The sequence below is a fragment of the Lacticaseibacillus suihuaensis genome (assembly GCF_054785075.1).
In genome coordinates this window covers 13,757-35,936 of the sequence record NZ_BAAGBJ010000005.1, presented here as the reverse complement: position 1 = coordinate 35,936, position 22,180 = coordinate 13,757, and the positions used below count along the sequence as shown (strand labels likewise).

Sequence of the window (22,180 nt, the reverse complement as noted above, 5' to 3'; positions counted from 1 at the left end):
TTTGCACAAATGTTTTTGGCCGGCGCTGATCGCGCTGCTGCTGGCACTGGGCTTGGCCCCAAAGGCCCCGGTTCTCGCCAGTCAGGCCACCATCAACATTGGCGCCGCCAATCAGCGGGTGAGCGTCTACGATGTCACTCACGAGTTCTGGTCGCACCAGCCGCGCAACGCGAATCAACAAGCCTACTGGCAGTCCCGGCTGGCCGCTGCAGGACCGCACCAAGCCCCGCTTCTCACCGGCCTTACCCGGGCGGATGGCACCGCTCGCTTCACGCTTGATGCCCGTCGCGCCGGGTGCCAGGCGGTGTATCTGATCACCACTAGCGGTGGGATTCAAAACATCGTGGGGCTGATGCCGCAAGACGGTACCCCGCTTGACGCCTGGCCCAAGGCACTGTTAACACAGCCGACACCGCCGCAAGAAACCCCGCCGCGACCGACGCCACCACCCGGCCCAAACCTGCCGCAAACCGGCGAGATCACCCGCCGGCTGCTGTCGGTCTTGGGCGTTGCGATGATTACCCTGCTGCTGCGCGTCTCGCGCCGACGCTGCACCACCGATCCCCTCTCGCGTTTGCAATGAAGCCAAACACGGCCGCTACTCCAATGGCGGCCGTGTTTGTCCCCTAATTTCGTCCGTTCCCGTCGCTTGCCCAAGGAGGCCTGCCATGCCACGCCGTTCTTTGCTCGGCCCCATCGATGTGCTATTGCTCATCGGCCTGCTGGTCGGTGTCGGTTTCGTCGCCTATCCCTTCGTCAGCGACGCCTACGTTACCCAGCGCAACCAGGCGCTGCTCGGCCGCTACGCCCAACAAGAAACCCGCAGCAAGGCCCAAGCCGATGCAAGGCAGTTCGCCGACTTTCAGGCGCAAAACCGCAAGCTGGCGGCCGCCAACACGCAACCCGGGCTCGCCCGGTTCAGCGCCGCGGTGGCCGGCAATCACGGCATCGGCGCTACGCGTGACGACCGGCGACTGGCCAGCGAGACCATCGCCAGGCTGACCATCCCCGCCATCGACGCGGATCTCCCGGTTTTCGATCAAACCACCGACTGGCTGCTGCAGTTCGGGGCCTGCCGGCTGAACGGCTCGAGCTACCCCACCGGCGGCTCTGGCACCCACGCCGTCATCTCCGCTCACCGCGGGGTCCCCAACGCAACACTGTTCACCCACCTGCCCGAATTGCGCCACGGCGACCGCTTCTACCTCACCATCGCCGGTCACAAGCTGGCCTACCGCGTCACCGCGCGTCACGTCACCACCCCCAGCGACGTGCGCTACCTCAGGCGCCGGCCGGGCCGCGACCTAGTGACCTTGATCACCTGCACCCCTTACATGATCAACAGCCACCGGCTTTTGGTGACCGGCGAGCGAGTTCCTTACACCGCGGCCGATGCCCGGGCGGCCGCCGCCACCTCCCGCTTCAAGCGGCTGGTGCCTTGGCTGTGGGCAATCGGCGGCTGCGCCTTCGCCTGGCTGTACTGGCGCATCGCGCGGCTGTTGATGGTGACCCGGCGCGACTACACGCTGACGCTGCAGCTGGCCCCGGGCGCCGAACTGCGGCTTCGCACCGGCTGGTTCGGCCGCCGCCGCCGCGTCACGGCCGACGAGGCGGGAAGTGCGACGCTCACGCTGCCCGGCGCCACCTACCGCTTCCGCACCGCCACCGGTCGCCACCGCGCCTACGTGCGACGCATCCGCGACCAGGCGCTGACCGTGCGGTAGCCATGACCGTCTTGGCCGGCCGTTACCACCGCCTACCCCGCCGTGGCCAGGCTACCGCAGCCACCACGCTCCGTTGACCGCGGTCATCACCGACCGCATGACAAAACCGGCGCCACGCGACTTCCTCCGATGGGCAGAAGTCGCGTGGCGCCGGTTGTTTGTGGTCTCAAGCTTCAGGTTCAGTCTGCGTCGCCCGAATCACCCGCGGTCAGCGCCGCTGCGACGCTGTGAACCTCGGCAATCAGGCTTTGAATCTCCGGGCGGCGTTCGTGGCCCTTCTTGCAGGCGACGACCACCGGCAGGCTCATCAGCGCCGGGTCGATGGGAATGATGGCCGCCTGAGGGCTCAGCGTCAGCGGCCGGTCCACCGGCACCAAGGCCCAGGCGGTGCCGCGAGCCGCCAGCTGCTGAATCGTGTTGACGTTGAGCAGTTGAATCTGCGAGCGAAGCGGCACCTCGGCGCGTTCGAACAGCTGGCGCATGTACTGATCCAGCACCGACGTTGGGTCGTAGGTGACCACGGTGCGGTCGGTCAAAAAGCGCAGGTCGGCCAGCTCGGTGATGCGAGCCGGCAACCCGGTGGTGCGAGGCCCGACCAGCGCCATCGTTTTACGCGCAAACACATCGGTGAACACCGGCATGTGCAGCGCCGGCTCCACACCCAAGTAGGCGTCGCAGTGGCCATCGAGCATCTCCTTGAACACCGCCCAGGAGGTGTTCTCATGCACATCGAGGTGATAGCCGGCGCTGCGCTGGGCGAACGCCGCGATCAGCCCGACGATCGCTCGCACCGTCGAGGTCTCGCCGAACCCCACGGTCAGATTGCCTTCGCGGTGCTGGGCGATGGCGGCCATGTGCCAGGCCAGCTTGTCGGCGCTTTGCTCGAGGTTGTCCAGCCCGTCGAGGTAAAACCGCCCGGCGTAGGTCAGCGTCGCCGGCTTGCGGCTGCGGTCAACCAGCTGCACCCCGAGCTGCTTTTCGGTGTCTGCAATCAGGTGACTGATGTACGGCTGCGAGACCAGCAGGTGCTTGGCCGCGGCGGTCAGGCTCCCCAGCTCCGCCACCGCCTGCAGCACCGGCCGAATCTTCACCGTGTGTTCGTTCGCGATCCCCATGTCTTGTTCTCCCCCGTGTCAAGTTACATAACATCATTGTAATTTTGGAATAAGAAAGCGTCAACACGAAAAACGCCCTCGCCCGGGGGCAAGGACTGCAGGTGCCGAGTCACTCGGCGTTTCGCGCATCGATGCGGTAATCGATGGTGGCGCGGTAGTCACCGGCAATGATCTCGGTGGTCTGGCCGGTCGGGAACTTCATCGGCTCGCTCTTGAAATCAAAGTCGAACGTGCGGTAGCGGTTCGGCTCACCGGCCAGCTGCTGGCTGGTCGTCGTCTGCGTCGGCGTGTTGCCGGACACCGCCACGTAAACCGCAAAGTTTTGCTTCCAAGGCGTGGCCATCCGCCCCGCGGTGGCAGTCACGGACAGAACCGGGCTGGCGTAATTGGCCAACACATTCACCTTCTGGTTCGCGGTGAAGTTGGCGTAGGTGCCGATGCCTTGAACCCAGGTGCGGTGCAGCGACCCCGTCGCAGTAGCCCCGGCCGGGAATTCCATAGCCAGCATGGCCGGCGCCGTGGCCGTCAGCGTCCCTTGCGCGTTGATCTGGTCAACGCCGTTGCCGGTGGCGGCCCCGACGCCGCTCAGCGGGACGGTCGTCATTGCCAGGGCCGCCGCGGCCAGCAGCATGCCCCCGTACTTGATTGTCATAAGCCATCTCCTTTCCTGTCACACCGCAACCACTTGCCGGGGTTACGATTCGTCGTTTTCCACCGTGATGTGGTAATCAACCGTCGCACGGTAGTTACCGGCGATGATGTAGGCCGCATTCCCTGAGCGGAACGGCATTTTCTCACTCTTGAAGTTGAAGTTGTAGCTGGTCGACCAATTCGAACGCCCGGGTTTCGATACCGTTATCGCGGTTTCGGCCGCATCGGTCTCACCCTCCCCAACGTACATCGCAAAATTCTCTTTCCAAGGTGTGGTCATGCGGTTAACACGTGCCGTCACCGTCGTCACCGGCTGGTTGAAATTCGTCAGAACATACAGCTTCTGTGAGGCTTCGAAGTTCGCCTCGTACCGCTGCGCCAAAGGATCCCAAGTCCTGGTCACTGACCCCGTCGCCGTCGCCCCCACGTCAAAGGACATGTCGAGGTGGCCAGGCGCGGTGGCCGTTAAAGTGCCTCGCACGTCAATTTGTTTCACACCATTACCTTGGAGGGCCCCCACCGCACTCAGCGGCGCGGCCGTCAAAGCCAAGGCACCGGTTGCCAGCATGGTTGCTAATTTGGTTTTCATCATTGTTTTTTGGTCTCCTTTTACTGAATAATCAGCGTCACGGGGATCGTCATTGTGTTCATATCTTCTTTGGTCTCGGGGTGAACCACAACGGCGCGAACATCGACCTGGTGGGTCCCCTTCTTCAGGGCCACCTTGTAGTCGGTGACGGCGCCGCCCGGTTGGATCACCGAGCTGTGGTACAAGCGTTTCTTGTTCTGCCACAGCTCGTAGCGCAAGTTGTACTGGTTGCTGGTCAAGTTGCGCAGGGCCGTCGCCTTTTGCGTGGTCGTGTCGATGATCAGCTGCCGGGATTGCTGCAGGCGCATCATGTTGGCCGTCTGCTTCATCACCGGATCGGCCCCGACATCGACGTCTTCGGCCTTGGCTTCGACCTTGGCCTCATCCTTGGGCGCTGGGGGCTCACGCGCCAGCCAGATTCCGCCCAACGTCACTAACAGGACAAGCAGTGCGGCGATTCCCCATCGCCGTATGTGGTTCGGTGTCATCGCGAACTCACCTCCATGACTTCATGGTATCAAGACAGGAATCGCTGGTACAAATTAAAACATGATTGGTTATCTAGGTATTAATATTCGGCCGGGCAATCCGTGCCACCGCAAGGCGTGGCGGCGGCCTCGTCACCTCACGCCGCGGTGCTTGTTTCGCACCGCCGCAGTCGCCTCCGCACCGCCGCAAGTTCCCGCATCGCCCGAGTCTCGGTCGGGGCTCGCGGTTTTTGCAAACGCGCTTAGCATTCGGCCGTAACCGCTGCCAACCGCGTCGCATCAAGGCCCAGCGTGACGGCATTTTGGCCGGTCAAATTTAGGCGACAAATCCTGAAAATGTATGCTAGAATAGAGGAGTAAAAAAATTTGTTTTCATCTTTTAGGAGGAAAAACACTTATGCCATTAGTTAACGGCACCGAATTGTTCAAAGCTGCTCGTGCAGGTCACTACGCCATTGGTGCGTTCAACACCAACAACCTGGAATGGACCCGCGCCATTCTTAAGGGTGCGCAAGAGCTGAACGTTCCAGTTCTGATCCAGACTTCCATGGGCGCTGCCAAGTACATGGGCGGCTACGAACTGTGCAAGGGTCTGATCGAAGCCACGGTTAAGTCCATGGACATCACCGTTCCGGTTGTTATCCACCTGGACCACGGTAACTACGAAGCTGCTAAGGAAGCCATTGCGGCTGGTTACAACTCCGTAATGTTCGACGGCCACGACCTGCCATTCGATGAAAACCTCGAAAAGACCAAGGAAATCGTTGCCTTGGCTCACAGCAAGGGCATCTCCGTCGAAGCCGAAGTTGGTTCCATCGGCGGTGAAGAAGACGGCGTTGTTGGTGAAGGCGAACTGGCTTCCGTTGAAGAAGCTAAGCAGCTTGCCGCAACCGGCATCGACTTCCTGGCTGCCGGCATCGGCAACATCCACGGCCCATACCCTGACAACTGGAAGGGTCTGCACTTCGACCGTCTGCAGGAAATTGCTGACGCTGTCAAGCAGCCTCTTGTTCTGCACGGTGGCTCCGGCATTCCTCAGGACCAGGTTGAAAAGGCCATCTCCATGGGGATTGCTAAGCTCAACATCAACACCGAATGCCAGCTTGCCTTCGCCAAGGCAACTCGCGAATACATCGAAGCCGGCAAGGACAAGCAGGGCAAGGGTTACGACCCTCGCAAGCTGCTGGCACCTGGCACCCAGGCCATCACGGATACCTTCGAGGAAATCTGCGGCTGGATGGGCACCAAGTCCGTCAAGCTCGTTCCGGCCGAGATCTAATCGACCTCAGCAACTCGAAAAGCCGATCGCAACTGCGACCGGCTTTTTGTTTGCCCTGCCCCCGCTTTCAAAAGAGTGCCGTCTAAAATAAGCGGCCAAAAAGGCGGCTGCAGAAATTCTGCAACCGCCTCTTCACGCTGTTACGCCTGCCTTGTCAGCCAGCCGCAGGGCGTGAGTTGTAACATGTGCTAGCTTGCGCCACTCACCCCTTCAGGCGATTGGCCGTCAGTCCTGCTTGCGCCGCCGCTTGCCGGCCAGAGCCAGCAGGCCGCTCATCATCGCTAAACCGAGTGCGACCAGGCCGGTGTTGCGCTGCTCGCCCGTTTGCGGCAGGTTTTTGCCCGTTGTCGCGGTGGTCAGCGCCGCGGTCGGCGTGGTGTCGTCACTTCCGCCGGTAATCGGCAGGTGCGGCGCCGTGACATCGGTCGTCGGCGTCGTCGCCGTCCCCTTGCCAGGGGTAGTCGTCGTGTCGTCGCCGCCAGGATTGGTCGTATCGCCACCACCTGGGTTCGTGGTATCGCCACCGCCTGGGTTCGTCGTATCACCACCGCCTGGGTTCGTCGTATCACCACCGCCTGGGTTCGTCGTATCACCACCGCCTGGGTTTGTGGTATCGCCACCACCTGGGTTCGTGGTATCGCCACCACCTGGGTTCGTCGTATCGCCACCACCTGGGTTCGTCGTATCGCCACCACCTGGGTTCGTGGTATCGCCACCGCCTGGGTTCGTCGTATCACCACCACCAGGATTGGTCGTATCGCCACCACCTGGGTTCGTCGTATCACCACCGCCTGGGTTCGTCGTATCACCACCACCAGGATTGGTCGTGTCGCCACCGCCTGGGTTGGTCGTATCGCCACCACCAGGATTGGTCGTGTCGCCGCCACCAGGATTGGTCGTGTCGCCGCCTGGGTTCGTCGTATCGCCACCGCCTGGGTTCGTCGTGTCGCCACCACCAGGATTGGTGGTATCGCCGCCGCCTGGGTTCGTCGTATCGCCACCACCAGGATTGGTGGTATCGCCGCCGCCTGGGTTCGTGGTATCACCGCCACCTGGGTTCGTGGTATCACCGCCACCAGGATTGGTCGTGTCGCCACCGCCTGGGTTCGTCGTATCACCGCCACCTGGGTTCGTGGTATCGCCACCGCCTGGGTTCGTCGTGTCGCCACCACCTGGGTTCGTCGTATCACCGCCGCCTGGGTTCGTCGTGTCACCACCGCCTGGGTTCGTCGTGTCGCCACCACCAGGATTGGTGGTATCACCGCCACCTGGGTTCGTCGTGTCGCCGCCACCTGGGTTCGTCGTGTCACCACCGCCTGGGTTAGTGGTATCACCACCGCCTGGGTTCGTCGTGTCACCACCGCCTGGGTTCGTCGTGTCGCCGCCACCTGGGTTCGTGGTATCGCCACCGCCTGGGTTCGTCGTGTCACCACCGCCTGGGTTAGTAGTATCGCCACCGCCTGGGTTCGTCGTGTCGCCACCACCAGGATTTGTGGTATCACCGCCACCTGGGTTCGTCGTGTCACCACCACCAGGATTTGTGGTATCGCCACCGCCTGGGTTCGTCGTGTCACCACCACCAGGATTTGTGGTATCACCGCCACCTGGGTTCGTCGTGTCACCACCACCTGGGTTCGTCGTGTCACCACCACCTGGGTTCGTCGTGTCACCACCACCTGGGTTGGTGTCCGGACGGATCAGGACAATGTCGAAGCGCTGCTCAACCGCGTCGTCGTGATCGAACGTTGCGCCGGCCGCCTCGTTTTTCTGGACTTGGTAGCCGCTGGCGATGAACGCCGCGAGCAGCGTCGACCACTCGGCATCCGGAACCGCCGAATCGGAGGCGCCGGTTGCGTTCACGACGGCCAGCGTCACAATGCTTGGCGTGGAGAAAATGATTTGCGCCTTCTGCTGATCACCGGTGTAAGTCACCGTGACCGCAGTGTCGCTCGGTGTCGCGGTCGGAGCTGGAGCCAGCTGGGCCACCGTCGTCTGATCCGGAGTGTAACCCGCAATCGTCGGACTGGTAACGCCGGCGTAGGCGCCTTGCGCCGTCGCAACGGTTTGACCCGTCACAGCGTCAGTGGTCGTCAGCCAATCAACCGTCTGTGTCACCGGTGCCGGGGCGGTCGCCGCACCATTCACCACGTAGGTGATGGTGCGGGTCGTCGTCGCCGTGCCATGGGTGACCGCGTGGGTCAGGTGAATGATCACGTCATCAGCGCCTGGTTCGAAGGTTACCGAACCACTTGCCGCTTGACCATCGGCCAAAACGTACCCAGTTGGCACTTCTGCCGTCCAGTCTGCCTCGGTGTCGGTCGGACCACTCAGCGTTTCGGTGTCGCCGACCTGGAACTCGCCGTTCGCGTCGTCGACGTACTTCACGTTGACCGTCTGGGTATCGGCCTTGTAGGTCACCGTCACTGCGGTGTCCTTCAGGGCATCAACCGTTGTCGGCGCCAAAGTTGCCGCGTCGACACTCTTTGCATCCGGTGTGTAGCCGGCGATGGTCGGGGTGACAACTGCGGCGTAACCGTCCTGGGCCGTCGCAACGGTTTGACCCGTCACGTTGTCGGTCGAGGTGTTCCAGGTCACAACTTGCGCAACTGGCGCTGGCGTCTTGGTGCCAGCACCGGTGTAGGTGATGGTCCGAGTTGTCGTCGCCGTGCCGTGGGTGATGCCATGGGTCAGGTGGATGATCACATCATCGTTTGTTGCCGCGAAAGTTACCGTGCCGCTGGCAGCTTGACCATCGGCCAAAACGTACCCGGTCGGCACTTCTGCCGTCCAGTCTGCCTTGGTGTCGGTCGGACCACTCAGGGTGTCAGTGTCCCCGACCTGGGCCTCGTTGTTCGCGTCGTCGACGTACTTCACGTTGATCGTTTGGGTATCGGCCTTGTAGGTCACCGTCACTGCGGTGTCCTTCAGGGCGTCAACCGTTGTCGGCGCCAAAGTTGCCGCGTCGACACTCTTTGCATCCGGTGTGTAGCCGGCGATGGTCGGGGTCACAACTGCCGCATAGCCATCCTGGGCCGTCGCAACGGTTTGGCCCGTCACGTTGTCGGTCGAGGTGTTCCAGGTTACAACCTGGGCAACTGGCGCTGGCGTCTTGGTGCCAGCACCGGTGTAGGTGATGGTCCGGGTCGTCGTCGCCGTGCCGTGGGTGATGCCGTGGGTCAGGTGAATGATCACATCATCGTTTGTTGCCGCGAAAGTTACCGTGCCGCTGGCAGCTTGACCATCGGCCAAAACGTACCCGGTCGGCACTTCTGCCGTCCAGTCTGCCTTGGTGTCGGTCGGACCACTCAGGGTGTCGGTGTCCCCGACCTGAGACTCGCCGTTCGCGTCGTCTACGTATTTCACGTTGATTGTTTGGGTATCGGCCTTGTAGGTCATCGTCACTGTGGTGTCCTTCAGGGCGTCAACCGTTGTCGGTGCAAGTGTGGCGCCGTCAACGTTGGCCAGGTCCGGTGTGTAACCGGCGATGGTCGGGGTAACAGCCGCCGCATAACCATCCTGGGCCGTCGCAACGGTTTGGCCCGTCACGTTGTCAGTCGAGGTGTTCCAGGTCACAACCTGGGCAACTGACGCTGGCGTCTTCGTTCCAGCACCCTTGTAGGTGATGGTCCGGGTCGTCGTCGCCGTGCCGTGGGTGATGCCGTGGGTCAGGTGAATGATCACGTCGTCGGCGTCTGGTTCGAAGGTTACCGTACCGCTTGCGGCCTGGCCGTCAGCCAGAACGTAGCCTTCCGGAACCGTAGCCGTCCAGTTACCGGTGGTGTCGGTCTTACCACTCAGCATTTCGGTGTCGCCGACCTGAGACTCACCGTTCGCGTCGTCGACGTACTTCACGTTGATTGTCTGGGTATCGGCCTTGTAGGTCACCGCCACTGCGGTGTCCTTCAACGCGTCAACCGTCGTCGGGGCCAGCGTAGCCGCGTCGACACCCTTCGCATCCGGTGTGTAACCGGCGATGATCGGGGTAACAACCGCCGCATAACCATCCTGGGCCGTCGCAACGGTTTGGCCCGTCACGTTGTCGGTCGACGTGTTCCAAGTCACAACCTGGGCAACTGGCGCTGGCGTCTTGGTGCCAGCACCGGTGTAGGTGATGGTCCGAGTTGTCGTCGCCGTGCCGTGGGTGATGCCGTGGGTCAGGTGAATGATCACGTCGTCGGCGTCTGGTTCGAAGGTTACCGAACCACTTGCCGCTTGACCATCGGCCAAAACGTACCCGGTTGGCACTTCTGCCGTCCAGTCTGCCTTGGTATCGGTCGCACCGCTCAGGGTGTCGATGTCCCCGACCTGAGCTCCGTTGTTCGCGTCATCAACGTACTTCACGTTGACCGTTTGGGTATCGGCCTTGTAGGTCACCGTCACTGCGGTGTCCTTCAACGCGTCAACCGTCGTCGGCGCCAGTGCAGCCGCGTCGACACTTTTCGCATCCGGTGTGTAGCCGGCGATGGTCGGGGTCACAACCGCCGTGTAACCATCCTGGGCCGTCGCAACGGTTTGGCCCGTCACGTTATCGGTCGAGGTGTTCCAGGTCACATTTTGAACGACCGGCTTCGGCGTTGCGGCGCCACCACCCACATAGGTGATGGTCCGCTTGGTCGTCGCCGTGCCGTGCGTAACCTGGTGAACCAGGTGGATCTGGTAAATACTGAAATCGCTGGCCGGAATCTCGTAGGCAACCGTGTCGCCCTGACCGGCCGCCAGCAGGTAGCCGGCCGGCACGGTCACGTGGTAGGTGCCAGTCGTCGCGGTAGCGCCGCTGCGCTGATCGCGGTTCACAATCACCAGGTGCCCGTTCGTGGTGGCCGAATCATCGATGTACAGGAACTGCGCGAACTGCGTAGTGCCGGAGTAGGTCACCGTGGTGGTAACGTCAATTGGCTTGGTCGTGGTGCTGGTCAGTGCCATGCCAAAAGCGGTCGCCGCATCCGCGGTGTAGCCCGTGACGCTCGGTGAAGTCACCAAATCCAGCGCCGTTTTGTCCGGCGTGTAGGTCGTGACATGGGTCACATTATCGGTGGTCGCCTGCCAAGCCACGGTCTGGGTCTTCGGGGCGAGGCCGAGGTCCTTGCCATTGTCGGCTTGGTAAACCACGGTGTAAGTCGTTGTGACGGCGGCCGGTACCACGGTTTGGGCATGGGTCAGGTGGATCTCGAGCGGTGCGTTACCGGTGACAGCGAAGGTGTAATCGCCGCTTGCGGCCTGGCCGTCAGCCAGCTTGTACCCCAGCATCTGCCAATCCAGCCAGCCCGTGTGAGCCGCGGTCATCTCGGTGCCATCCGCGGTCCAGGTTACCGTCGCATCAGTGGCACCGCTCAAAGTGGCATCCGTGCCGACCTGCTTACCGGTGACATCATCGATAAAACGAACCGTGGCCTGTTGCGGGTCGGCGGTGTAGGTCACCGTCACGTCGGTGTCTTTCAACGCGTCAATCGTCGTCGGCGCCAGTGTGGCCGCGTCGACGCTGGCCAAATCGGCTGTGTAGCCGGCGATGGTCGGCGTCTCAACCGCCGCGTAGCCGTCCTGGGCCGTCGCGACCGTCTCGCCTGTCACGTTGTCGGTCGACGTGTTCCAGGTCACAACTTGCGCAACTGACGCCGGCGTCTTGGTGCCAGCACCGGTGTAGGTGATGGTCCGGGTCGTCGTCGTCGTGCCGTGGGTGATGGCGTGTGTCAGATGGATGATCACGTCGGCGTTTTGCGCCGCGAAGGTCACCGTGCCGCTGGCGGCCTGGCCGTCAGCCAGTACATAGCCTTCCGGAACCGTAGCCGTCCAGCCGGCCGTGGTGTCGGTGTTGCCACTCAACGTTGTGATTTCGCCGACCTGAGCGCCATTTTTGGCGTCATCGACGTACTTGACGTTGATTGCCTGAGTGCCGGCCGAGTAGGTCACCGTCACCGCGGTGTCTTTCAACGCGTCAACCGTCGTCGGGGCCAGCGTAGCCGCGTCGACACTCTTCGCATCCGGTGTGTAACCGGCGATGGTCGGGGTCACAACTGCCGCATAACCATCTTGCGCCGTCGCAACGGTTTGGCTCGTCACGTTGTCGGTCGAGGTGTTCCAGGTCACAATCTGGGCAACTGGCGCTGGCGTCTTCGTCCCCGCACCCTTGTAGGTGATGGTCCGGGTCGTCGTCGCCGTGCCGTGGGTGATACCGTGGGTCAGGTGGATGATTACATCGCCGGTCCCCGGCTCGAAGGTCACCGTGCCGCTGGCGGCCTGGCCATCAGCCAGAACATAGTTGGTCGGCACAGTCGCCGTCCAGTCGGCCGTGGTGTCGGTGTTGCCACTCAGCGTTTCGATTTCGCCGACCTGAGCGCCGTTTTTGGCGTCATCGACGTACTTGACGTTGATTGCCTGAGTGCCGGCCGAGTAGGTCACCGTCACGTCAGTATTCTTCAACGCGTCAATCGTCGTCGGCGCCAGTGTGGCCGCGTCGACGCTGGCCTTGTCGACTGTGTAACCGGCGATGGTCGGCGTCTCAACCGCCGCGTAGCCATCCTGGGCCGTCGCGACGGTTTCCTTGGTCACCAAGTCGGTCGAGGTGTTCCAGGTCACAACCTGGGCGACTGGTGCTGGCGTCTTCGTCCCCGCACCCTTGTAGGTGATGGTGCGGGTCGTCGTCGCCGTGCCGTGGGTGATGACGTGCTTCAGGTGAAACAGAACGACGCCAGGGGTTGGTGTCAGCTTCACGTTGTTGACGTCGTACGTGCCCGGGGCAAAGTAATAGCCATCGTGCCATTTTGCCACAACCTGTGTCGTCTCGCCGTTAAGGCCGGTCACGGTTTCGGTGTCACCAATCTGGGCGCCGTTTTCGTCGTCGTCGACGTACTTGATGAGGACCGTCACGGTGTCGGGAACATAGTTGAACACAGCCTGGGTGTTCTCTGGCTTGGTCGTCGTCGACTCGCCGGCCACACCACCGGCCAGCGTCTTGTTGCCATCAATCTTGTAACCCTTGACCTCCGGCGCGGTGTAAGCCGCGTAAGGTGTGCCCAGCGTGTAAGTCGTGACTCCGGTCTGGTTGTCCGTGACCACGTTCCAGGTCGCCGTCTGTGTGACCGTTGCCGGCGCGAGCGTCGGGTCGTTCGCGACGGTGAAGTCGATGGTGCGGGTGGTTTGCAGCGTATCAGTCGTGGTGGCGTGAATCAGGTGGATCGTCAGGTTGTCCGAATCATCCGCGGTGAGGGTGTAGGCGACCGTGCTGGCTTGACCCTTGGCCAAAACGTAGCCGCTCGGCACAACGGTCGTGTAGGTACCGGATTGGCCAACGATGCCGGAGGCCGCCTCAGGAACGGTTGAGACCGTATCCCCCGTGGTGTCATCCACGTAGGTCACAGCCAAAGAAGCTTCTTGATCCAGCTCGTACTGGGCGAAGTCGCCGTCGAAGTTATCAACAACGGTCTGGCCGAATGCGGCAACGCCGTCGTCTTCGCCGTCGACTAGGTGCAGCGAGTTGGCTCGCAGCACGTAGCCTTCCGGCAAAAGCGCGAGGTCAGCGGCCGACAGCGTGGCCGGGAAGTCGTCGTTGTCCAGCGTGTCGACCTTGTCCTTGAACGTTTTATCCAAGTTCGTCAGCGCGACGTACTGGTCTTTGCCCTCGGCGTCGACGTAATGCGCCCGGGCATAGATGGTCGATTCGCCGGTGATGGCGAGGCTTGCGGCCTTGTCGTAAACCGAAACCGTGTTGCCGGCCGTGTAAAGGGCCGTCGAGATGTAGCCGATGGTGAGTGCCTGATTCTTCATGTCAGCGACCGTGCCGACAATGGCGATACGGCCGGTGGTCGAAGCCTGTGGCAGGTCGCCGAGCACGATGATCAGCGAGCGAATCGCAGCCCAGTTGGTGACGCCATCGGCCTCAACGTACCCCGTCAGGTCCGGCGTGGTGCCACTCAGCGTTGAGCGACTGGTCGAGTACAGCACCTTGGCGCCGGTCAGCGGAACGGTAGAACCGTCCTGCAGGGTCAGCGCATCGGGCAGCTGCACGGAACCGGTGAGCTGGAACGTGTAAGTCGAGCCCTGGTCGTCGCCGACCTCGGGCAGATTAACCGCGACCGCGGCATCCGTGATGCCCTGGCCGGCCGTGTTCAACACGGCGGTGTAGAAGGTCATCGGGTTGGTGCTGTTCTTATCGATGGTCGCCGCGTCGGTCGGCGACAGGTCATCCCCCTGCGCGACGCTGGACTCGTACGTGCCTTCGATGGTTTCGATTTTCCAATCGAGGCCATCCGCATCAACTTCGATGGCATCCGCGTCACCCAGCGTCTCAGCCAGGTTCGTCACCTTGGTGTCCTGCATAATCGGGGTGTTCGGCGTAGTGACGTAAGCCCGCAAATGATAGTCGCCAGCCATCGCATCCGGCGCGTTGTGCATGACCACCTGCAAATTATACTCAGTCATCGTGGCCGTGTTGACCGATTCACCGGTCCCGGTGAAGTCGACCTTCACCACCGTGCTGCCGCCCTCAATTTCCGTCGTCGTAATCTTGGCATCCTGTGCGTAGTCCACCTCGTCAACGACAAAGGCACTCGGCACCACGAAGTAAAAAATCGGTTCGTAAATCAGATCCGTGGTCTGGCCACTATTGCCGGCCAAGGATACGTACATCTTGCTGCCCTGCCCCTGTCCCGGCGTGTTCGTCCCGGGATCACTCGGCCGTGAACCATACCCAATCACGTGAATCCAACCGGTCGGCTCAACCACCGTCTCGGTAAACTGCCCGGGCTTATTGCTTGCGTCGTCGATGCCAGGCGCATCCAAGGTAATGGTCGGGATCAGTTGAGCGCCAACTTGTACCGCGTCACCGTTATCATAGGTGGCCGACAGGTGCCCGTAGGCCGTGAAAAAGTCAGTCTGAGCCCCAGGTACCAGGTAGTCGGGCGTCAACACAGCGGTGCGAATTGTGCCCGTGCTGGTAATCGTCTCACCAGCCGCAACCGTGCCGGTCTCGGTAGAGCCATCGGCCAACGTCAGGACATAACCGTAGCTCTTAGTTCCCGGCATGTACCAATTGTAAGTCGCCGTGCCTGCCGGGGTCTGGATCTTGTTGACGTTCATGCCATCCGGAACGGTGATGGTGATGGTGGCGTCCGTCGTCGGTGCCGCACCGTCATAGGTAGCAGCCAGTCTGAACAAAGAGGCTGGGTCATTGGTCGGATCGGCGTCCAGAACCAGCTTTGCCTCGTTGCTGCTGGAGTTACCTTTGCCATCGTACTCAGCAACAGCGCTTTGATCCCCAGCAGCGGTACCCAGTAGCGTATCCGTCCAGGTCGCACCCGTGAAGGTCCACTTGGTCCCTGCCGAATCAACCTGCTGCACCATGACCACGGGACCGGCCGCCGTCAGGGTCTGATCATCGGTCGTCTGCGTCAAATCAAACTGCCCGGCAATCCGGTAAGGTGCTTGACCTTGGAAGTTCTGGCCCCCAGCACCCTTCGGCACAGTGATAATCACATCACTGCCTGCGCCGCCGGCCTGGGTGATGGTCGTGCCGTCATCAAAGGCGTTGACCGCTGCCGTTAAATCAGCGTTCAGAACAAAACCAGCCGGGGTCGGCACGGTGATGACGGTACCGTGGTTGACCGCGGAGTTGACCCGTTTCGAATCATTCGAGTCATCGAAGACCCCATCGTCTTCGTTAATCGCAAGCTCCCAGACATAGTCCACGTTCGGGAGAATTTTATCGATATTCGTTCCCGGGTGAATTCGGGTCGGCGACTTCACGTCGGCCGTCGGTGTGGCCGTGGCGGTCCAGCTGGCTTCGCCGGTCTGCACTCCGTTAACGTCAACGGTAGCGGTGTAATGACGGACACCAACAAAGTCGGCCGGCTTCTCCTGACCCGTGTAATTGCCCCGCAGATCGTAATAAATGATCTGTTGGAAGGTCCCGCCCTGCTTGAACGTCGTGGTAACAGTCCGGCTGCCGTCCGCATTTTTGACAGCGTTCGTACTACCGATATCAGGGGACTGGAAATCTGCGATTCGGTTGTACAGGAAGACCCCCGTGTCGGCTGGCAGCGTGACGGTGACCACGTCGCCCTGCTTGACGCTCATATCAACGGTGAAGTGGAACTCAGTCTGCCCGGACTGGTAGCCAACTTCTGTGGCGGAAGGCGTCAGCTTCGCCGTCGAGGCGTTCGACGGCGTGGTCCCGGTCGGTGCGGCCGCCGTCTGAGCCGGCTCAGATGCGACGCTTTGAGCCGAACGCTTGGTCGCGGTCGCTTCTTGAGAGGTCTCCTGCTCGGTTGAGGCCGCGTCCTCGGCACTACCGTCGGCCGCATTGCCGGATTCGGCAATGTCAGCGGTTGCATCCGTGCTGGTCGCACTCACACCGCTGGCCGCACCAGTGGTCGCGATACCGGCCGCATCAGTCGTCTCCGTCGCGTCACGCGAATCGACCGGCGCAACGCTTGGCGTCGCCTCGGTTGAACCTGTTGCTTCACTTGTGCCGGCAGTCTTGACCGCGGTCGTGCTTGCGGCGGTCACCCCTTGGGCGGCGGTTGCGACGGTCCGGTCGGCCACAGTCTGCCCGGTCACGGCACCGGTGGCCGTAGCCTTAACGCCGTTGTCAGCACCCGACTGCGTATCGCTCGGCTGTGCCACCGTCAGCGTTCCGGCCTTCACGTCGCTAGCCGCCAGCTTTTGGGCCGGGTTGGCCGCCTGCAAGGCAGCCAGGCCCTGGGTACTCAAAGTGGCGGTGTACTGGCCGTCCTGGCCTGCAACCGCAGTGGTCTGGAAATCTTCAGCTGTCCAGTCCGGGGCCACCAAGCCAGCGGCCAGGGTGACGTCGAAGACGTTGCCGGTCGCGCTGGTGCCTGTCAGATTCTGGATGGTGACCTGGGGCGTCGCCGTCTGAACCGCAGTGGTCTCAGCAGCGTGGACCGGGCTGGCCGGCCGCACGAAGCTAAGGCTCCCTGCAAAGAACAGAGAGATGCCCATGACTGCCCAGGCCTTACCAGATTTGAACATCTTGTAGTGACGTTTTTCCTGGTACGTCGCCCGAGCTAATTTAGCACGTTGTTCATTTCGTTGCATGTGACCCACTCCTCAGATTGGTCACACTCCCGAAAAACTGTTCCCCCAGTTAATGAACTTTATAGGTCCAGTTTAGTTGATTTCGCTCATTTTTCAAGATGATTATTGAAATATAATGCACATATTCTGGATCAGCGTCATCGCGGGTTGCCGGGCCGCGACGGAGGCCGGTGCATTAGCGTTAGAATAACACCGTAAGGCACAATTCTGCGACCGCGACCGGGGACAATCCGTTTTTCGCAACTCAGTCTTTCAAAAGCCGACCGGGCGTCGCACCGGCACCTGATTATGGGAATCATCACCTTGCCGTCGCAACTCGCCGGCCAGACTGGTAAACTGGAACCAAAGTCAAAGGAGACGCTTTTTATGAAACGATTGGCCAGTTTTTTGTTCCTGCTTGCCGCAGCGGTGCTGCTGTGGCCGGTCGCCACGGCTAAGGCCGCGACCTTCGCGGTGGCGCCGGTTTTTCCCAGCAACCAGATCGACCGGGCAAGCGGCTACCTCGACCTGCGGGTGACGCCGGGCAGCGAGCAGACGCTGCACATCAAGGTGCAAAACCAAACCGCGGCGTCGCACCGCTACCAGGTCGCCGTCAACCGCGCCGCCACCAGCGCCACCGGTGTGATCGATTACACCAGGCACGACTTGCCGGCGGCCAAGTCACTGGCCGTCAACATTGAGACGCTGCTGCCGGCGGTTCACACCGTCACCGTCGCGCCGCACAAGGTCGCCACCGTGGCGCTGCGGCTGACCGTCCCGCAGACGCCTTTCACCGGCATTCTGCTGGGCGGTATTCGGGTCCAGCAGGCCGATGGCGCCGACGCCGGCCAGGTCGCCTACGTGATCGGTCTGCAGTTGCGCCAGACCAAGTCGCTGCCGGCGGCCAAGCTGCGGCTGAACCAGGTCGCAGCCACCGCCAGCGGCAGCGGTGTGACCGTCGCCGCCAAGCTCGAAAACACCGCGGCAACCATCGTCAACGACCTGAGTGTCAAGGCGGCGGTCACCCGGGTCGGCGCGACCAAGGTGGTCCTTCACCGCCAGGCCAGCGGCTTGCGCATGGCACCCAACAGCGTCTTCGCCTTCCCGGTGGTGCTGACCCCAACGACACTGGCGGCCGGACGCTACGAGGCCGCCATCACGGCCAAGGCCGGCGCCAAAACCTGGCACTTCACCCGCCAGTTCAGCGTCAAGGCGGCGGTCACTCAGGCTGCGACCAGCAGCACCCAACCCGCGACGCACCGGGGCATCCCCTTGGCGCCGTGGCTGGTCGCCGGCCTGATTATCGTGCTGGCGGGACTGGCGCTTGGTGTGTTCTACCTGCTGAGCAACCGGTAGCGGCCGGCCGCGACCGATTGTGTGGGAGGAACTAGCCACGACCGGTTGTCGCTCACTACCGAGAGCCGCGGCTTGCTCGGTTGCTTCAGGGCCGCCGAGTCGAGCCGGCGTAATCGCTTGCGGCCGGTACTTGCGGCTCACCGGATTGCTTCGGGCGAGGTGGCCAGATCCGCGCGAATCCCAACCACTTTGTCGTCCGCTCGGGTTCCGAGTGAGGGGCGGTTCACAATATGAACGGCCTGAATGAAGCCGCCTTGTGAGCGACCACCCAGAACGTTCACAAGACGCAAAAACGGCACCTCTCGACTAATTCTCGAGAGGTGCCGTTTTGATTGCCGATCACGGCGCGACTTCGACCTGCCAGGTCATGTCGGCCGCGTAGTTGTCGCCGTTGCTGGTACCGGCGTTGGCCGGGAGGTTCAGGAACACGTTCTTGGCGTCCCAGAGCATCCGGTAGGTGCCGGCCGCACCCGCGAGGTTCTCCACCAGCGTCTGCTTGGTGCCGTCCAGCGGCACGGTTTGGTTGGCGGTGCCGGACAGGCCGGCGACCTTAGCGCCGGCGCTGGTCGCGTCACCCAGGTAGGTCGTCACGGCCCCGAGGCTGATGTCGGCGCCGGTCAGGTCCCCGCTGGTCGCCTCGGGCTTCATCGTGTTGCCGGTGACGCTCAGCCGCCAGCCGCCGGCGGTCGGTGCCTCGACGGTGGCGGCGAGAACGCCGCTGCCGCTGGTCGCACTGAGATCCGTCGGCAGGTTCGTGGCCAGCACGGTCGGCGGCGTGGTGCCGTTCCAGCCGGCGAGCTTGGTCGCGCCGGTTTTCAGGGCCTGGCGCTGCGCGTAAGGCACCATGACGGTCTGCCCGAAGTTCAGGTCCGTCGGGTGCGTGGTCAGGGTCGGCACCGTCTGGAGCTCCTGCTGGAGGGTGACCGTAATGCTGGACCCGACGTACATCTGGGAACTGTTAGTAACGGAACCATCCGTGCTGTCAAAGTTCATCACAATATTGCCATTTACAACTGTTGGATTCGAAGGCTTTTCGTAGCTGTTTGCAGACATCTTGTAGGAGAAAAATGGTCCGTATTCGAAATCAACTTGTCCTGCCAAGCCACTGTACCCAGTGAATGCCTGTGGTTGCGTCAACCGAACGTAATACTCCGTGAATGGCACAATTTTTCCGTTACCACCAAGTAACGTATCGGGATCTGGTAAAACAATTTCGCCATTGGCCGCATCACTTGTCACAAGGGCCTGGCCAATCGGTTTGGTCCGGGCCGCGTCTGAATAAAACGTCAACTGCAACTGAGCCCCTGGCAGACCGACTGTTTGATCATCAAGCGTGTGCCCCTGAATGATCAAAGTTTCACGCCGAAAAACAACGGCCAATCCCCCGTCGGGAACACTCACGTAACTAGAGTTGCTGGCATCGAGGTACCGATAGTCTTCGATTTTGTAAGGGTCAGTGCTAGTTGTCGTCTTGTAGGTCGAAAATCCTGGCTTACTGCCGCCAAATGTAAACTTAACCGTTCGTGGTAACGGGTTGGTAAAGCCAACCATACCGGCCTCAGTCGGGTCAGTTGGATTAGCATATTTCGCCTTTTGCCCGTCCACGGTCATGCGTACATCGTATGTCGTTCCGGCCGCAACGGCACCAGCGGTAGTACCAAATAGGCTAGCAATTTGAGCATCGGTGACGTCAAGAATACCATCGGCCTGTGCCGGAACAGTCAGCGCTTTACCGGTGCTGGTCGAGCCCATACCTAATAACTTAACAGAGGCGCCGGCCAGATGCTTTAGGCTACCAGCATTATAGGTTGGCGTATTCCCAATCGCCTCTGACGTTGACACGGAGTACTCCGTTTCAATCGTGTAGGTCTTCACCGCCGCTTGCTTGGTGTTGCCGACCACCAGCTGACCGTTGCTAATCGAGACACTGTCGACAGTGGTATCGAAGCTGCCAGTCGCCCCAACGGCGCTGACACCGGTGAAGCCCTTGCCCAGCTCCCACTTGGCGTAGTAAGTCTTGGTCGGCGCGGTCCAACCGCTTGGCGCCGTCGCCTTGAAGGAAACATACCGGGTCTGGGTCCCGAGCAAGGTGTTCGGAACGCTCCAGCTGGCCAGACCGGTGCTGGTGGCGGTCGTTTGGTCGCCGCCGGTCATGGCGTCGGTCGTGTTGTTCAACTCATTGAGCGTGAACTGTTCCCCGGGCACCACTTCTGTCGGGGTGGCCGCGTTGACCGCCTTGATCTGCATGGTTTTCTGGGCATCGGTCAGGCTGCTTAGCGGCGTCACGTAGACGTTCAGGGTCTCAAGGCGCGAGTCTGCCTTGGCGGCAACCGTTTTCGTCACACCAGTCGGTGCAGTCGAGGTGATTTTGCCCGTCGTTGAATCCAAGCCGATAGTGAACTTACCACCTGGCAGGTAGTACTGATCGCTGTTGGTGAAGCTCAGGCTCGACAGCGGCTGGTTGCCGTCGCCGGTCCCCACCCCCCAGTAAAAAGCGGAGCCCGTGGTGTAACCCTTAGGCTGAATTTCAGCGTCACCGCCAGCCGTTGTCTTAGCCTGCATGTCGGCGAACTCGGCGTCGACGTTTGCAACCGACGTATTCTTCACCGAATCAATCACGTTCAGCGACTTCACCTGGTAGAGCTTGAGGTATAAGGTCTTGCCGACCACCGTGTACTGCTGGAGGCCCTTGTTGGCCGAGCTCTTCGTGTTATTCCATAGAGGCATTCCTAAGCCATCCAAGCTGATAGTCGGGAGGACTGGCGTGTTAGGCATATAGTAATTCTTACTAAAAAGAGAGGTGTTTAGACGCGCATAAGACCCGGTGTTGCCAATGGTCCCACCCACAGAGGTCTTATAACTGATCAAAGTTGAACTCTGGAAGGGTATCATGCCGGAAAGCGTCGGTACGAGCGTTGGTACGCCAGCGACGTTACTGTAATAATCGGTGAAGAATCCTGCCGGGACCGCACCGTTGCCGGCCGTCACGCCACCACCGCTGAGCGATCCAAGGCCCATCGTATATTTCAACAGCGACATTGAATTGCTGGAGGCGTTATCGTACAAGGTTGCATACTGCATTGTCCCGTCGAGCCATCCTCGCGTGTAGTAGAAAAGCGGAAATTCAGAAAGTGTGTACGGGGCTCCATCAACGTCGTTACCGACCGACCGCGGAATGAACCGGTAGCCATCCGCCGACCGCGTCGGGTTCGCCATGCTGTAGGCCTCGCTTAGGCTCAGTGAACCGGCGGTGACGCCGCCAACCGAGGCCGCCAGTGTCGACTTGTTGTTGCTGGCATTTTGGGCAAAATGCCCGGCCGTCGCGCGAATCGCGTACGACACGGTGCCACTGGTCTTGTAAGTCACGGTCACCGTGCTGCCTGACAGCGTCATCGTGAGTTTCGCGTTATCCAGCGTCGTCATGGTGCTGTCGAAGGCGGTCAGTCCGGCCTTCAAGGTGTCGGTCGTCTCGTTAAGTTGGCAGCGCCGAGGTCATAGGTCACCGTGCGACCGACGCTGGCGTCGCTGTCAACGACCTTAACATTGACAGTCTGCCCAGCCACGTAGCTGTTGCTAGTCTTGTCCGTCGTGTCCATCTGGATGCTGCCCGGAATCGCCGCGGCGGTCAGCACAACTGGCACCGCACCGGCCAGGCTGCCTGCGACGGCCATCAAGGTGGCCAGCAGGGTGATCAGTCTGAGCCGCAGCGGCTTTTTAGTTTTCGCATGAAGATTGCGCATGGCGATTCCTCCCGTGGGTTTGTATAAGATAATCATAGCGCATCACCGGCGGCAATTGCCGCCAGCTTTGCTAAAAAGGCTTTGTGCATCCTGTTCATTCGAGTCGTTCATCCGGTGACCGACGTGTGGTCGGACATCCCGGCGAGTGTCGTCGGGCGGGGCCGTTGGGTCGGGGCGTTGGTTGGGGCCGTGAAGCGACCGCCGGACTCA

General features: G+C 61.4%; 11 protein-coding genes. 4 read left to right on the top strand and 7 right to left on the bottom strand.

Annotated features, from left to right (window positions below; all coding sequences use genetic code 11):
* Position 1: 1 nt before the first annotated feature.
* Entirely contained in the window at positions 2 to 583 is a 582-nt protein-coding gene (locus tag ACYVRZ_RS05815; RefSeq protein ID WP_461225557.1) for an LPXTG cell wall anchor domain-containing protein, read from the top strand.
* A gap of 85 nt (positions 584 to 668) precedes the next feature.
* Positions 669 to 1,724, top strand: coding sequence for a class C sortase (locus ACYVRZ_RS05810; RefSeq protein WP_461225555.1), 1,056 nt, complete (start codon positions 669 to 671; stop codon positions 1,722 to 1,724).
* Between the two features lie 179 nt (positions 1,725 to 1,903).
* Here the strand turns inward: ACYVRZ_RS05810 and ACYVRZ_RS05805 are convergent, their stop codons facing one another.
* The 4 genes from ACYVRZ_RS05805 to ACYVRZ_RS05790 form a co-directional block, all read right to left on the bottom strand.
* Positions 1,904 to 2,839, bottom strand: coding sequence for a LysR family transcriptional regulator (locus tag ACYVRZ_RS05805; RefSeq protein WP_461225553.1), 936 nt, complete (start codon positions 2,837 to 2,839; stop codon positions 1,904 to 1,906).
* Positions 2,840 to 2,948: 109 nt separating this feature from the next.
* Entirely contained in the window at positions 2,949 to 3,491 is a 543-nt protein-coding gene (locus tag ACYVRZ_RS05800) for a hypothetical protein (protein WP_461225552.1), read from the bottom strand.
* 42 nt (positions 3,492 to 3,533) lie between these two features.
* Positions 3,534 to 4,082, bottom strand: a complete 549-nt coding sequence (locus tag ACYVRZ_RS05795; RefSeq protein WP_461225551.1) for a hypothetical protein — start codon at positions 4,080 to 4,082, stop codon at positions 3,534 to 3,536.
* 17 nt (positions 4,083 to 4,099) lie between these two features.
* On the bottom strand, positions 4,100 to 4,567 hold the full coding sequence (locus ACYVRZ_RS05790; protein WP_461225550.1) for a hypothetical protein: 468 nt from the start codon (positions 4,565 to 4,567) through the stop codon (positions 4,100 to 4,102).
* Positions 4,568 to 4,964: 397 nt separating this feature from the next.
* On the opposite strand from ACYVRZ_RS05790, the gene fba reads away from it, so the two are divergent.
* The gene (gene fba, locus ACYVRZ_RS05785; RefSeq protein ID WP_225048003.1) at positions 4,965 to 5,846 is read left to right on the top strand and encodes a class II fructose-1,6-bisphosphate aldolase; all 882 of its coding nucleotides are present in this window, start codon (positions 4,965 to 4,967) and stop codon (positions 5,844 to 5,846) included.
* Between the two features lie 225 nt (positions 5,847 to 6,071).
* Here fba and ACYVRZ_RS05780 read toward each other — a convergent pair whose 3' ends face one another.
* Positions 6,072 to 16,895: a mucin-binding protein gene (locus ACYVRZ_RS05780; RefSeq protein WP_461225549.1), complete on the bottom strand. Its 10,824-nt coding sequence runs from the start codon at positions 16,893 to 16,895 to the stop codon at positions 6,072 to 6,074.
* Positions 16,896 to 17,261: 366 nt separating this feature from the next.
* Between ACYVRZ_RS05780 and ACYVRZ_RS05775 the strand changes: the two genes are divergently transcribed.
* Positions 17,262 to 18,230: a DUF916 and DUF3324 domain-containing protein gene (locus ACYVRZ_RS05775; protein ID WP_461225548.1), complete on the top strand. Its 969-nt coding sequence runs from the start codon at positions 17,262 to 17,264 to the stop codon at positions 18,228 to 18,230.
* A 339-nt stretch (positions 18,231 to 18,569) separates the two neighbouring features.
* Here ACYVRZ_RS05775 and ACYVRZ_RS05770 read toward each other — a convergent pair whose 3' ends face one another.
* Together ACYVRZ_RS05770 and ACYVRZ_RS05765 are read right to left on the bottom strand one after the other, a co-directional pair.
* Positions 18,570 to 21,686, bottom strand: a complete 3,117-nt coding sequence (locus tag ACYVRZ_RS05770) for a WxL domain-containing protein (protein WP_461225547.1) — start codon at positions 21,684 to 21,686, stop codon at positions 18,570 to 18,572.
* Entirely contained in the window at positions 21,683 to 21,970 is a 288-nt protein-coding gene (locus ACYVRZ_RS05765) for a hypothetical protein (RefSeq protein WP_461225546.1), read from the bottom strand. The genes ACYVRZ_RS05770 and ACYVRZ_RS05765 overlap by 4 nt, the downstream gene beginning before the upstream one ends.
* Positions 21,971 to 22,180 lie beyond the last annotated feature (210 nt).

Excerpts from the sequence above, each read along its gene's own strand:
- fba (WP_225048003.1), top strand. The coding sequence starts at position 4,965 with ATGCCATTAGTTAACGGCACCGAATTGTTCAAAGCTGCTCGTGCAGGT.
- ACYVRZ_RS05790 (WP_461225550.1), bottom strand. The coding sequence starts at position 4,567 with ATGACACCGAACCACATACGGCGATGGGGAATCGCCGCACTGCTTGTC.
- ACYVRZ_RS05800 (WP_461225552.1), bottom strand. The coding sequence starts at position 3,491 with ATGACAATCAAGTACGGGGGCATGCTGCTGGCCGCGGCGGCCCTGGCA.
- ACYVRZ_RS05780 (WP_461225549.1), bottom strand. The coding sequence starts at position 16,895 with ATGCAACGAAATGAACAACGTGCTAAATTAGCTCGGGCGACGTACCAG.
- ACYVRZ_RS05775 (WP_461225548.1), top strand. The coding sequence starts at position 17,262 with ATGAAACGATTGGCCAGTTTTTTGTTCCTGCTTGCCGCAGCGGTGCTG.
- ACYVRZ_RS05795 (WP_461225551.1), bottom strand. The coding sequence starts at position 4,082 with ATGATGAAAACCAAATTAGCAACCATGCTGGCAACCGGTGCCTTGGCT.
- ACYVRZ_RS05810 (WP_461225555.1), top strand. The coding sequence starts at position 669 with ATGCCACGCCGTTCTTTGCTCGGCCCCATCGATGTGCTATTGCTCATC.
- ACYVRZ_RS05805 (WP_461225553.1), bottom strand. The coding sequence starts at position 2,839 with ATGGGGATCGCGAACGAACACACGGTGAAGATTCGGCCGGTGCTGCAG.
- ACYVRZ_RS05765 (WP_461225546.1), bottom strand. The coding sequence starts at position 21,970 with ATGCGCAATCTTCATGCGAAAACTAAAAAGCCGCTGCGGCTCAGACTG.